Genomic DNA, 11,786 nt, shown 5'->3' with positions numbered 1-11,786 from the left:
TTCCCGTGCAGCCCCGTCGTCCAGGCCCTTGTTCAGGGCCCGTGGTTCGGGGCCGGTCGTTCAAGCCGTGAGGGGCGGCGCGCTCAGTAGGCCCGGCCGAAGAGCACCCGCTTGCCGTAGGCACTGGGACGGTCGCACCTGATACACCCGCCGGACTCCTCCGGGGCCTCGAGCGGCACGCAGCGCGGCGTCGCGGCGGTGTCGGCCTTGATCTCGTCCTCGCACTCGGTGCGGCCGCAGTGGAACGCCAGGGCCCAGCCGCCACTCACCTGCTCGGCGAACGCCTCCCAGGAGTCCACGGTGCGGGTGTGCTCGTCGCGGAACGCCTCGGCCCGCCGCAGCAGGAACTCCTGGAACTCCTCCAGGATGCCCGGCAGCCGCGCCGCCGCCTGGTCGAGCCGGATGGTCTCCTTGCCCTGCCCTTCGACCGTCGGCAGCCGCCTGGCCAGCGTGGCGACCCCGGCCTCGAGGTCGCGAGGACCCAGCTCCAGCCGGATCGGCACCCCGCGCATCTCCCAGTCGTTGAACTTGAAGCCGGGCCTCAGCTGTGGGCGCTTGTCGTCGACGTGCACCCGGATGCCCGCCCGCTTGAGCTCGGCGCCCAGCTCGCGCGCCGCGGCCCCCGTACGCTCCGCCAGCTCATCACGGCCGATCGGGACGATCACCACCTGGTACGGCGCCAGCCGGGGCGGCAGTACGAGACCCTTGTCGTCGCCGTGCGTCATGATGACGCCGCCGATCATGCGGGTGCTCATGCCCCAGGACGTCGTGTGGGCGAGCGTGAGCCGGCCCTCCTCGTCCTGGTACTGGATCTCGAAGGCCTTGGCGAAGTTCGTGCCGAGGTAGTGCGACGTACCGGACTGCAGCGCCCGGCCGTCCCGCATCATGCCCTCGATCGTGTAGGTCCGCACCGCGCCCGCGAACCGCTCACCGGGGGTCTTCTCGCCCTCGACGACCGGGATCGCGGCCAGCTCGCGCGCCACGCCGGCGTAGGCGTCGAGCGCCCACATCGTCTCGCGCATGGCGTCGTCCTCGTCGACGTGGGCGGTATGGCCCTCCTGCCAGAGGAACTCGGTCGTGCGCAGGAACATCCGCGGGCGCATCTCCCAGCGGACCACGTTGGCCCACTGGTTGAGCAGCAGCGGCAGATCGCGGTGCGACTCGATCCACTTGGCCATGTACTCGCCGATGACCGTCTCGGAGGTCGGCCGCACGATCAGCGGCTCCTCGAGTTCCTTGCCGCCCGCCACGGTCACGACGGCGAGTTCGGGCGCGAACCCCTCGACGTGTTCGGCCTCGCGCTTAAGGTAGGACTCCGGGATGAACATGGGGAAGCAGGCGTTCTCGTGCCCGGCTTCCTTGATCCGCCCGTCCAGGTCGGCCTGGATCAGCTCCCAGATCCGGTAGCCGTACGGCCGGATGACCATCGTGCCCCGCACCGGCCCGCGATCGACGAGCTGAGCCCGCACGACGAGCTCGTTGTACCAGGCGGAGAAGTCCTCGCTCTGTGGTGTAACGCCTTCCCGACTCACCCACGAGAGATTACTCGGTCGGCGCCCCTGCGGTCGCCACTCCCGCTATGGAGTCGGGTTGAAAGCAGCCGGATCGAGACCGGTCAGCTCGAAGTCGATCTCCACCTCGTCCGCGAGCCTGAGCGCGCCGAAGAAGGCGGAGTACGGCTTGATCCCCCATGCGCTCTGGGCGATGGTGACGCCGCCGCGCAGCGTGTCGCCGGTCACGGCCGCTCGCACGGTGACCGGACGGGCGGCATCCATGATCGTCAAGTCGCCCTCGATCGTGAACTCCGCCGGCGTGCCCGTGACGCGGGACGACCTGAAGGTGATCTGCGGATGACGATCCGTTCGGAGGATCTTTCCGCGGATGGTGCGCTCGATCTCGGCACGGTCACCGGCGGTCAGCGGCTTGAGGCCGCCCGTCCCCTCGCGTACCTCCAGCGATCCGGCGTCGACGGTGACCGCCACGGAGGACGCGGCGGGGTCCGCCGGGAGGATCTCGGCCGTCGCCTCCCACCGCGCCGCCTCGATCGTCAGATCGTGCCCGGCGCTGCGGCCCATGCCGGTCCGGCCGGTCCTGAGCAGCAGCCGGCCCGACTCGGGCCCCATCTTGTACGTGCGCTCGCTCGCTGTCATACCGCCGACGTTACGTCCGGCCAGGCCGCCTGCACACCGGCCGGCCGGTCATGGCGACCGACGGAGGGGCGCACCGGCCGGGCGGCGGTTCACCGGTCGCGAGCGCCCGCGCGCAGTCGTTCCGGGTCGACCGCTCGCTCCGGCACCCGCCCGACCCGCGGGCCTACTTGCCCGTGGCGTCGGTATAGGCCTCGATGACCGTCTGGGGGTCGCCGTCCATCCGGATCTGACCGTCGTCGAGCCAGATGACCCGGTTGCAGGTCTCTTCGATGACGTCGAGGTTGTGGGCGACCAGGAAGACCGCGCCGGCGTCCTTGCGCAGTTCCTCGATCTTGGCCTTGCTGCGGCGCTTGAACTTGGCGTCGCCGGTGGCGAGGGCCTCGTCGATGAGCAGCACGTCGTGCGTGCGCGCGGCGGCGATGGCGAAGCGGAGGCGGGCGCCCATGCCCGAGGAGTACGTGCTCATCGGGTACTGGATGAAGCCCGGCTTGAGATCGGCGAACTCGACGATCTCGTCGTACCTCTCCTTGGTCTCCTGCGGGGACAGTCCCATCGCCAGGCAGCCGAGGATGATGTTGCGCTCACCGGAGAGGTCTCTCATCAGGGCCGCGCTGACGCCCAGCATGGACGGCTGGCCATCGGTGAGGACCCCGCCCCGGTGCGGCGGGAGCAGGCCGGCGATCGCCTTGAGCAGCGTGGACTTGCCCGACCCGTTGGTCCCGATGATGCCGATCGCGTCGCCCCGGTAGGCGATGAACGAGACCCCGCGCACCGCGTGGATCTCCTTCATCTGCGGCCGGTTCTGCCGGCGGACCATCCGCATCATGGCGGTGGCGGCCGACCCCTTGTCGCCGCCCGCACCGTAGACCCGGTAGATGATGTGCAGGCCGTCGACCACGACGATCGGGTCCCGGGTCCGGTCGATGACGACCTCGGGCTGCTCGATGTCCTGTCGCGACTTGTCCGTCCTACCCACCGGCTTCTTGGTCTTTTCCTTGACGTCAGCCACGGCCGTACCTCTCTTCGGCGCGGTAGAAGTACCAGAACCCGCCCACGAAGGCGACCAGTGCCCAGCCCAGGCCGTAGAGCCACAGGTGGTGGTGGCCCCAGCCGAACTTGGCGAGGTCCTTCGGATAGGACTCCAGCAGCGAGGTGCGGATCAGCTCGATGTACACCGACCCCGGGTTGGCCTCCAGGATCTTGCCCACCCAGGGATGATCCTTGAGCGAGTCCCGGTTGGCCAGGCCCGCCGTCATGAAGAAGATACCGGAGAAGTACAGCCAGGACCGGGTGACGAACGGCAGGAGTTGCTGGATGTCACGGGAGAAGGCGCCGATCCGGGCGATGATCAGACTGATCCCGATGTTGAAGAGCAGTTGCAGCATGAGCGCCGGGATCAGTAGCAACCAGGCGAAGGTGGGCATCTCACCGGTCGCCACGACGATGACCATGAGCACGCCCATCGCGACCATCAGGTGCTGCAGCTCGACGATCACGAAGGCGAACGGCAGCGTGGCCCGCGGGAAGTGCAGTGCCCGGATCAGCGACAGGTTGTTGCCTATCGATCTGGCGCCGGCGGTCAGGGACCGCTGGGTGAACGAGAAGACGAACACCCCGGTGATCAAGAACGCCGGGAAATTGGTGACCCCTCTGTTGGACTGGAGCAGGAGGCCGAAGATCACGTAATAGACACCCGCGTTGAGCAGGGGTGTCAGGACCTGCCACAACTGCCCGAGCCGCGACGAGGTGTACATCGACATGCTCTTGGCCGAGGCGAAGTTCCAGATGAACGATCGCCGCTGCCAGACATCGCGGATGTACCGGCTCATGGGGGGGCGGGCCGCGCTCTGCGTCAGTCCGTACCGCGCGGCGAACTCGGTCAGGGATTCGCTGCTTTTCCCGTTCGGGGAAGGGGGCTTCGCGATCGCGTCGACCGGCTCGCCACCCGGGGGGCTGAGCCGTTCCGGGTGACTCATGTCGCGAAGCCTATTGCAGTTGAAGGTAGCTCAAGTACGTTCCTCCACATGTAGAGCCTGATCTGTGATCTTCGAGGCATCGTGTCCGGTTCACCGGGGATAACAGGGCTCATGTCTCTCACACGAAGGCTGAACAAACTGGACCGATGGGCCTTCGAGGCCGTCGCTCAGGCGCATCTGCCCGGATTCGAATACGTCCTGCCCAGGCTGTCGCGGGCGGCCGACAACTCCCTGCTGTGGTTCGGCACCGCCGCCGCGTTCGGGCTGACCCGCCGGCCGCACCTGCGCCGCGCCGCCCTGCGCGGGGTCATCGGCATCTCCGTGGCCAGCCCGGTCGCCAACCTCGCGGGCAAGCACGCCTTCCGCCGCAAGCGCCCCATCCTCGACCTGGTGCCGCAGGGACGGCGGCGCTGGGCGGTCCCGACCTCGCACGCCTTTCCGTCCGGGCACTCGGCCGCAGCGACGGCGTTCGCCACGGCGGTGGCCATGGAGACGCGCCCAAGGGTGGCGTTGCCGATCGCCGGGGTGGCCGCCGCGGTCGCGCTCTCCCGCGTCTACACCGGGGCCCACTATCCCGGCGACGTGCTCGCGGGCATGGGGATCGGTGCCCTCTCCGGCATCGCCACGCGGCTGGTCTGGCCGGCCCGGCCGTCGATCTCCCATGTCGTACGGACGGGCGGTGTCGAGTGCGACTCCCCCACCGTGACCGAGGACGGGCAGGGCGTCATCGCGGTCGTCAACCCGGACGCCGGCCCGGGACCCTCGATCGCGGACGCCGTCAGCAGGCAACTGCCGGCCGCCGAGATCGTGGAACTCGGCCCCGAGGACGACGTGGGCACGATCCTGGACAAGGCGGCCGGTCGCGCCGAGGTGCTCGCCGTCGCGGGCGGCGACGGCACGATGAACGCCGGTGCCCAGGCGGCGCTGAAGCACGACGTGCCGCTGCTGCCGATCCCCGGCGGCACGCTCAACCGCTTCGCCCGCACCCTGGGAATCGAGACGGCGGCCGACGCGATCGCGGCCTACCGCGGCGCCTGCCTTACGCGTGTCGACGTCGGGCGGGTGGAGCAGTCCGCGAGCGAGGACCTGATCTTCCTCAACACGGCGAGCTTCGGTGCCTACACCGACATGGTCGACCGGCGCGAGCGGCTGGAGGACCGGCTCGGCAAGTGGCCCGCGCTGGCGGTCGCGGCGACCCGGGTGCTGCGGAACTGGGAACCCCAGGAAGTGGTGATCGACGACCGGCTCCGGCACGTCTGGCTGGCCTTCGTCGGCAACTGCGAGTACGGCACGCGGGGCACCACGCCGACCTGGCGCCGGCGGTTGTCGGACGGGCGGCTCGACATCCGGCTCATCACCACGAAGGGTTCGTCCGGCCGGTTGCGGGCGCTCGCGGCGGTTCTGGTCGGCCACCTTCGCCTGACGCCCGGCTACTCCGCCTGGCACGCGGGCGCCATGCGGCTGTCCGCGCCCGAGGGCGAGCTGCGCATCGCCCGGGACGGCGAGACCTGCTCGGTACAGCCCTCGGTGGTGTTCGCCAAGCACGCCGCCGCGCTCCGGGTCTTCTGCCCGCCGAGCTGAGGCCCGCCACGCCGGCCGAGACCCCGCCGCGCGGGCGCACGGAGGCGTGATCGGCCCGGCTGATATGTGTATGAGGTTCCGAGTCCCGAGTGCCGCAGTGCGAGGAACGCAGTGCGGGGAATGAGGATGCCATGCCCGGCCAGCCGCCGCTTCCGTACGACTTCCTGCCCGAGGTCCCCTCGTTCACCGTCGTCAGCGACGACGTGACCGACGGTGACCAGATGGCCGCCGCCCACGTGTTCGACGACTGGGGCTTCAGCGGTGGCAACCGCTCGCCGCACCTGCGCTGGGAGGGCTTCCCGGCCGAGACCAAGAGCTTCGCCGTCACGTGCTTCGACCCGGACGCGCCCACGGGCAGCGGGTTCTGGCACTGGGTGCTGTTCGACCTCCCTCCCGAGGTGACGGAACTGCCCACCGGTGCCGGCAGCGCCGACGCCAAGGTCGGCACGCAGGCCCGCAACGACTACGGGGTCAAGGCCTTCGGGGGTGCCGCGCCGCCCCCGGGCACGCCGCACCGCTACGCGTTCGCCGTGCACGCGCTCGACATCGAGCGGCTCGGCGTCGACTCCGACGCGAGCCCGGCCGTGGTCGGCTTCAACGTCACCGCGCACACGCTCGCGCGCGCCCTGATCGTCCCGGTCTACGGCCACTGATCCCCGTCACGGCGGAGGGACGGCGGCGCCCGTGAGGGCGTCGCCGAGAGGGGTACGGCGGTAGAGCACGGCTCGCCCGCTCCGCGCGCGGGCGACGACCCCCGCCGACAGCAGGATGGCGAGATGATCGCCCACGGCACCGAGGCTCATCCGTAGCCGTGCGCTGAGCTGCGTGGTCGTCGCGGGTTCGGTGAGCGCTCGCAGCAGCCTGGCCCTCGATCCGCCGACCAGCCGGCCGAGCGGCTCCGGCCCGCCGTCGCCTCCGGTCTCCCAGAGGGCGGCCGTGCCCCTGGCGGTGTAGATCAGGGCGTCCGGCCACGGCCGTTCCAGCTGGAAGCCGAGGGACTCGGGCGACGCGAACACGGTGGGCACGAACAGCAGTCCGGCGCCACCGAGCCGCCGGTGTCCCTCGACCGCCCCCTCCGCCTCGATCATGCCGCCGTCCGGCCGCCAGCGGACTCCGGGCGACAGGTCGGCCAGGGCCGCCGCCCAGCCGTACGCCGCCAGCCGTCCGGCACGGTGCACCAGATCCCGCTCGAGTATCGAGCGGAGCAGCGGCCAGTCCGGCTCCACCACGGCCTGCCACAGCGCCTGACGGATGTGCTGGACGGCAATGGTTACGTTCTCGCCCGGTCCCTGTTCACCATGACCACGGCCGGGGCGCAGATCGCGGGACAGGCGGCCGGCGGGTTGCTGCTGCTGGCGATCGGGCCGTACGGCGCGCTCTGGCTAGCGGCGGCGAGCTGCCTGGTCGCCGCGGCGGCGGCCCGGGTCGGGCTGCGCGACCGCCCCGCCCGCACGGATCCGGCCGGCGCGTCCACGGTGCGGGCCACGTGGGAGGTCAACCGGAGCCTGCTGGCCGATCCGTCGGTCCGCGGCCTGCTGTTCGCCCAGTGGCTGCCCATCTCGTTCGCGGTGGGGGCCGAGGGCGTGATGATCCCGTACGCCGCCGGTCTGGGTCATCCAGAGGGTGCGGGCCTCATGCTCGCCGCGGTGGCGGGCGGCATGTGGGCGGGGAACCTCGCGATGGGGCGGTTCGCCGCGCCGGACCGGCGTGAGCGCCTCACCCTGCCGCTGGCCCTGCTGCCGGGTGCGTCCCTGCTGTTCTTCCTGTTCTCGCCCGGGCTGGTGACCGCCTCGATCCTCGCGGCCGCGTCGGCGGCCGGGTTCGGCTACGAGCTGGGCCTCCAGCGCCGGTTCCTCGCCGCCACACCGGAGAGCCGGCGCGGCCAGGCGCTCGGGCTGGCCGGCACCGGCATCATGACCCTCCAAGGTCTCGGCATCGCACTGGCCGGCGGCATGGCCGAGGTGCTAGCGCCCGCGGCGGTAATGGCCCTGTGCGGCGCGATGTCCGTGGTGGCGGCGCTGGCGCTGCACCGCCACCTGCGCCCGGGGAGTCCGGGGCCGCGCCCTCGACGCGGCCCCGGTAAGCCCCGCTTGCGCACCCACGGGGATCAGTGACGTCCAAGCGGTGGCGCTATGAACTCGCTTCGAATCCGCTACCGCTCACCCGTCGGCGCCGCCTGGAACGGGAACCGATCAGCGAAGGCCGGCCGGAGGTCGTCGAGCCACACCGCCTCCGGGTCGTACTTCGCGAAGAACGGCCGGTTCACCAGGTCGGCGTCACGGCACTGGAGGAGGCGCAGCACGAAGACCTTCTCGCCGGCCACCTCCACGACGCCATCGATGCACACCTTGCCCGGCGTCGCGGACATGGACGGCCCGCGGACTGTGCGCGCGAGTCCGGAGACGTTCTTGTACGCGTCGCGGAAGATCTCGTAGGCCCGGCCCAGCGGCACCGCGAAGTAGTCCTGCGGGCCTGTGTCACGCTCCACGAACATGTAATAGGGGACCATCCCCATGCGGAGCTGGGTGCGCCACATGCTCTCCCACACCGCGGGATCGTCGTTGATCGACCGGATGAGCGGCGCCTGGGTGCGGATGATCGCGCCGGTGTCCCGGATCCGCCGCACGGCCTCGCGGACCACCGGTGACTCCATCTCACGCGGGTGCGAGAAGTGCGCCATGAACGCCAGGTTCTTGCCGGCCGCGACGACCCGCTCGAACAGCCGCAGCATGTCGTAGGCGTCGGGATCGGTGACGAACTTCTGTGGCCAGTAGGCCAGGGACTTGGTACCGATCCGGATCGACTCGAGCTGGTCGAGCTCGAGGAGCGGCTCGACGTAGCGCCGGAACACCGGCTCGCCCATGATCATCGGGTCGCCGCCGGTGAACAGGACGCTGGTGACGTCGGGGTGGGCCACCAGGTAGTCGCACAGGCGGGCGACGTCGTCGCCCGCCATCTTCAGGCTGGGCTCGCCGACGAACTGCGCCCAGCGGAAGCAGTACGTGCAGTACGCGTGACACGTCTGTCCCTGCTTGGGAAAGAAGAGCACCGTCTCGCGGTACTTGTGCTGCACGCCGGGCAGTACCCCGTCACCGAAGCTCGGGATGTTGAGCTCCATCTGGCCGGCCGGGTGGGGGTTGAGCTTGACGCGGACGGCGTGCGCGACCGCGTCGATCTCCGCCTTCGGGGCGTCCTTGCGCAACAGGTCCACGATGCGTGAGACGTCCGCGGCGGGGAGCATGTCCTCCTGGGGGAAGACGAGCCGGTAGATGGGATCGTCTGGAGCGGCCGACCAGTCGATCAGTTCGTCCACGACATAGCTGTTGGTCCGGAACGGCAGGACCGTCGCCACTGCTTGGATCGCCAAGCGCTGGTCGGACGACAACCCGGCCCGCGAGGTGAGTTCGTCCAGGTGCTTAGCCGTGAAGGCGCGGAACTTACGACCGGTGGATTGCACAGCGGGCGGTGCCGCGTCGTTGACCAAAGTCACGTTGGCATAACTCCTTGTTCGTTGGAACGCGTGCCGATGCGTGCGTCGGCGGCCGTGGCTCGGTACAGAGTGTCATCGGCGCCCGAGCCGGGCGATGTGACGCACAGTGATCACCTCGGCCGGCGGCCGAGGCGTCGCGGGTCGTTACCTCCTCACCACACGGCTTCGGGCGACATGGCCGACCGAAGCGATCCGCACGCTCCCCACCCCCATTGATACCGTTTCCCTCGCGTCGGTGGACACGGCGGCACGGTCACTGAAGGCTCTACCGACATAACGATCGCTCTCAGCGCAAAGTGGCGGTCTCACCCCACGAATCGGAGAACCGGCGTCACATCCGTACCTCCCGCCGCGGGAGGGCGGCCATGATGTCATGCGACGCGGGCATCCCACCGGAATCGGCCCGCGGCGAACCGGGAGCGGCGCCCGCCGGATAATGGTCCGGAGTCCGGGCAGGTCACCGGGCAGGTCGGAGGCGGGTCCACCGCCGGGAAGGAACCGTGGCATCGGGGTGGCATGCGCATGAGACCGGCTGAGGCCGGCGTCGTGCCGGCGTTCGTCGTCGCGTCGGCCGGTATGGCCGCCGTCACGTACGCGTCGTTCGTCCTGGAGTCCGTGCTCAGCCCCGACTCCGACATCGTCAACGGTTACGTCAGCGAACTCTCGGCCGCGGATCAGCCCGCCCACCTCGTCTACAACATCACCGACTTCATCACCGGCGCTCTGGTCATCGTCACCGCGGCGACCGCCCTCGTGACACTGCGTCGCAGGCCATGGGCCGTGACCGGCTGGCTCTTCCTGCTGATGTTCGGCGTCGCCATCATCGGCGACGCCGCGTTCCCGCTGGACTGCGCGCCGAGCCGGAACACCACGTGCGCCCTCCTGGAACGGGCCGGCAAGGTGTCCTTCGCACACCAGTTCCATTCGGTGACGAGCGTTTCGGCCATCACCTGCGCCACGGTCGGGCTGTTCGCCCTGTCGATCGCCGCCCGCCGCCACGGCTGGTGGCCGTCCCTCGCCCGCTGGGGCCGGCCGCTGGCCCTCGCCAACGTGCTGGCGGCCGTCGCCGTGGTGGCGCTCATGACGGTGGGCAGGTGGCTCGGCCTCGCGCAACGCGTACAGATCACCATTCTCTGCCTGAACCTCCTGCTCATCGCCTGGGCCCTGCACGCCGACCGCCACGTCCGGACTGCCGCCGAGGGCGGGAACCGGCGTACCGCCTCGCCGGACCCTCGGCCGCCGACCGGGACCATCCGATGAACCTCGGCGAGCGGCGATCCGGCTCGGGCGACCTGCACATCGTCGAGAGCGGACGACCGGACGGCCCGGTCCTGCTGATGAGCACCGGGATGGGCGGAGCCTGGTTCGACTGGGAGCCGACGGTGGAGCGGTTGCGGGACACCTACCGCATCGTCCGCTTCGACCGTCCCGGCCTCGGCCGCAGTCCCGCCGGCCGGGCGGCGCCGAGTCTTCGCGCCGAGGTGGACCGGCTCGGCGCGCTGGTCGAGTGGATCGGCGGTGGCCCTGTGGTCCTGCTCGCCCACTCGGTGGCGGCCTTCCACGCCGAGGCGCTGGCCCGTATCCGGCCGGATCTCCTCGCCGGCCTGGTGCTGGTGGATCCGAGCTGCGAACGGGGGGCCAGGCCGGGCCCGCGGATGTCCGCGGCCGTGACCCCCGTGGCGAGGCTCGCGGGGAGGCTCACGGACGCCACCGGACTGGCCACGGTGATCGGCCCGTGGGCATACCACCGGGTTCTTCGCCGCATCAGCGACAGAGATCCCGCGGCCCCCTCGTCCGTCGTGCGGTCGGTCTACGGGCGGGGAGAAGTGATCTTCACGGTGCTGGCAGAGAACATCGCCTACCGGGAGATGGCCGCCGATCTCGCCACATTGCGGACGCGGCACCGCTTTCCCGCGATACCGCTCGTGGTGCTCACGGCGCTCGGTGACCTGAACGGCTCGAAGGCGCGCCGCTGGGCCGGGTGTCACGCGGAACTGGCCGGCATGAGTCCCCTGGGACGCCAGGTTGAGCTGCCCGGATGCCCGCACATGGTCCAGCTCGACCGGCCCGACGCGGTCGCCGAGGCGGTGGCCGTGGTGACGGGCGGAAGGGCTTCCGGCGCCTCATGAGAAGGGCCTTCCGGAACCTCATGAGACCGGCGGCGTCGCACACCCCCGGCCCCCGCCCCGTCCTCGTCGTCGCCCTCGCCACCGCCCTCACCGTCTCCCTGTGCGGCTGCGGCGTGGCCCGGGAGATCTCGACACAGTCCTTCCGCAACGCCGTGGCGACGGGCGCGGAGGCCGAACTGCGCGGGCTCGGCTACCACGTGCGGGGCACCCTGGACTGCACGCTGCCGCCGGGCGGCGGCATGGCGGTCGTACGGGTGAGCTGCACCGGGCGGACCATCGACGGGCGGCCCGTCTCGGTGACCGGGATCGCCTGGAACGCCGATTCCGCACACCCCCGGCAGGAGTACGTCATCAAGGTCGCCGGCCGTGGCGTGCTCCGGAGATCCTGCCTCGGCCGGGGCTGCGACAAGATCACGGCGAGGTGAGGTCAATTCGGCGGAAAACTCGCCCGGGACCACGG

12 protein-coding genes are annotated in these 11,786 nt (G+C 70.6%); 6 read left to right on the top strand and 6 right to left on the bottom strand.

The genetic code is table 11. The annotated features are described in order from the left end of the window. Nucleotides 1–83: 83 nt before the first annotated feature. The 4 genes from proS to HKK74_RS09280 form a co-directional block, all read right to left on the bottom strand. Nucleotides 84–1,532: a proline--tRNA ligase gene (gene proS / locus HKK74_RS09295; RefSeq protein WP_187242704.1), complete on the bottom strand. Its 1,449-nt coding sequence runs from the start codon at nt 1,530–1,532 to the stop codon at nt 84–86. Nucleotides 1,533–1,577: 45 nt separating this feature from the next. Next, complete coding sequence (locus HKK74_RS09290) at nt 1,578–2,150, bottom strand: YceI family protein (protein WP_187242703.1); 573 nt, start codon at nt 2,148–2,150, stop codon at nt 1,578–1,580. A gap of 163 nt (nt 2,151–2,313) precedes the next feature. Further along, nucleotides 2,314–3,159, bottom strand: a complete 846-nt coding sequence (locus tag HKK74_RS09285; protein WP_312881367.1) for an ABC transporter ATP-binding protein — start codon at nt 3,157–3,159, stop codon at nt 2,314–2,316. After that, on the bottom strand, nt 3,152–4,126 hold the full coding sequence (locus tag HKK74_RS09280; protein WP_187242702.1) for an ABC transporter permease: 975 nt from the start codon (nt 4,124–4,126) through the stop codon (nt 3,152–3,154). Before HKK74_RS09280 ends, HKK74_RS09285 begins: the two co-directional genes overlap by 8 nt. A gap of 111 nt (nt 4,127–4,237) precedes the next feature. Here HKK74_RS09280 and HKK74_RS09275 point away from each other — a divergent pair, with 111 nt between their 5' ends. Further along, the gene (locus HKK74_RS09275; protein ID WP_187242701.1) at nt 4,238–5,707 is read left to right on the top strand and encodes a bifunctional phosphatase PAP2/diacylglycerol kinase family protein; all 1,470 of its coding nucleotides are present in this window, start codon (nt 4,238–4,240) and stop codon (nt 5,705–5,707) included. Between the two features lie 131 nt (nt 5,708–5,838). Continuing rightward, nucleotides 5,839–6,360 (top strand): YbhB/YbcL family Raf kinase inhibitor-like protein, encoded by a 522-nt coding sequence (locus HKK74_RS09270; RefSeq protein WP_187242700.1) that lies wholly within the window; start codon nt 5,839–5,841, stop codon nt 6,358–6,360. Between the two features lie 6 nt (nt 6,361–6,366). Here the strand turns inward: HKK74_RS09270 and HKK74_RS09265 are convergent, their stop codons facing one another. After that, nucleotides 6,367–6,936 (bottom strand): DUF5937 family protein, encoded by a 570-nt coding sequence (locus HKK74_RS09265; protein ID WP_222722064.1) that lies wholly within the window; start codon nt 6,934–6,936, stop codon nt 6,367–6,369. A 24-nt stretch (nt 6,937–6,960) separates the two neighbouring features. Here HKK74_RS09265 and HKK74_RS09260 point away from each other — a divergent pair, with 24 nt between their 5' ends. Next, the gene (locus HKK74_RS09260; protein ID WP_187242699.1) at nt 6,961–7,821 is read left to right on the top strand and encodes an MFS transporter; all 861 of its coding nucleotides are present in this window, start codon (nt 6,961–6,963) and stop codon (nt 7,819–7,821) included. 38 nt (nt 7,822–7,859) lie between these two features. Here HKK74_RS09260 and HKK74_RS09255 read toward each other — a convergent pair whose 3' ends face one another. Beyond that, nucleotides 7,860–9,197: a KamA family radical SAM protein gene (locus HKK74_RS09255; protein ID WP_187242698.1), complete on the bottom strand. Its 1,338-nt coding sequence runs from the start codon at nt 9,195–9,197 to the stop codon at nt 7,860–7,862. 522 nt (nt 9,198–9,719) lie between these two features. Between HKK74_RS09255 and HKK74_RS09250 the strand changes: the two genes are divergently transcribed. From HKK74_RS09250 to HKK74_RS09240, 3 genes are read left to right on the top strand one after another with little or no spacing between them, the layout of a single operon-like run. Further along, nucleotides 9,720–10,457, top strand: coding sequence for a DUF998 domain-containing protein (locus HKK74_RS09250; protein ID WP_246491369.1), 738 nt, complete (start codon nt 9,720–9,722; stop codon nt 10,455–10,457). Continuing rightward, nucleotides 10,454–11,326 carry an alpha/beta fold hydrolase gene (locus HKK74_RS09245; protein WP_187242696.1) on the top strand — a complete coding sequence of 291 codons (873 nt, stop codon included), beginning with the start codon at nt 10,454–10,456 and terminating at the stop codon, nt 11,324–11,326. Before HKK74_RS09250 ends, HKK74_RS09245 begins: the two co-directional genes overlap by 4 nt. A 20-nt stretch (nt 11,327–11,346) precedes the next feature. Beyond that, nucleotides 11,347–11,751, top strand: a complete 405-nt coding sequence (locus tag HKK74_RS09240) for a hypothetical protein (RefSeq protein WP_222722063.1) — start codon at nt 11,347–11,349, stop codon at nt 11,749–11,751. Nucleotides 11,752–11,786 lie beyond the last annotated feature (35 nt).

The sequence above is a fragment of the Actinomadura alba genome (assembly GCF_014323705.1).
Lineage (GTDB): Bacteria > Actinomycetota > Actinomycetes > Streptosporangiales > Streptosporangiaceae > Actinomadura_C > Actinomadura_C alba.
Note: the sequence above shows the minus strand (reverse complement) of the source record. Positions and strands in the feature narration are given on the sequence as shown.

Coding starts and splice junctions, on each gene's coding strand:
- HKK74_RS09290 (WP_187242703.1), bottom strand. CDS start 2,150: ATGACAGCGAGCGAGCGCACGTACAAGATGGGGCCCGAGTCGGGCCGG.
- HKK74_RS09280 (WP_187242702.1), bottom strand. CDS start 4,126: ATGAGTCACCCGGAACGGCTCAGCCCCCCGGGTGGCGAGCCGGTCGAC.
- HKK74_RS09275 (WP_187242701.1), top strand. CDS start 4,238: ATGTCTCTCACACGAAGGCTGAACAAACTGGACCGATGGGCCTTCGAG.
- HKK74_RS09270 (WP_187242700.1), top strand. CDS start 5,839: ATGCCCGGCCAGCCGCCGCTTCCGTACGACTTCCTGCCCGAGGTCCCC.
- HKK74_RS09250 (WP_246491369.1), top strand. CDS start 9,720: ATGAGACCGGCTGAGGCCGGCGTCGTGCCGGCGTTCGTCGTCGCGTCG.
- HKK74_RS09245 (WP_187242696.1), top strand. CDS start 10,454: ATGAACCTCGGCGAGCGGCGATCCGGCTCGGGCGACCTGCACATCGTC.
- HKK74_RS09240 (WP_222722063.1), top strand. CDS start 11,347: ATGAGACCGGCGGCGTCGCACACCCCCGGCCCCCGCCCCGTCCTCGTC.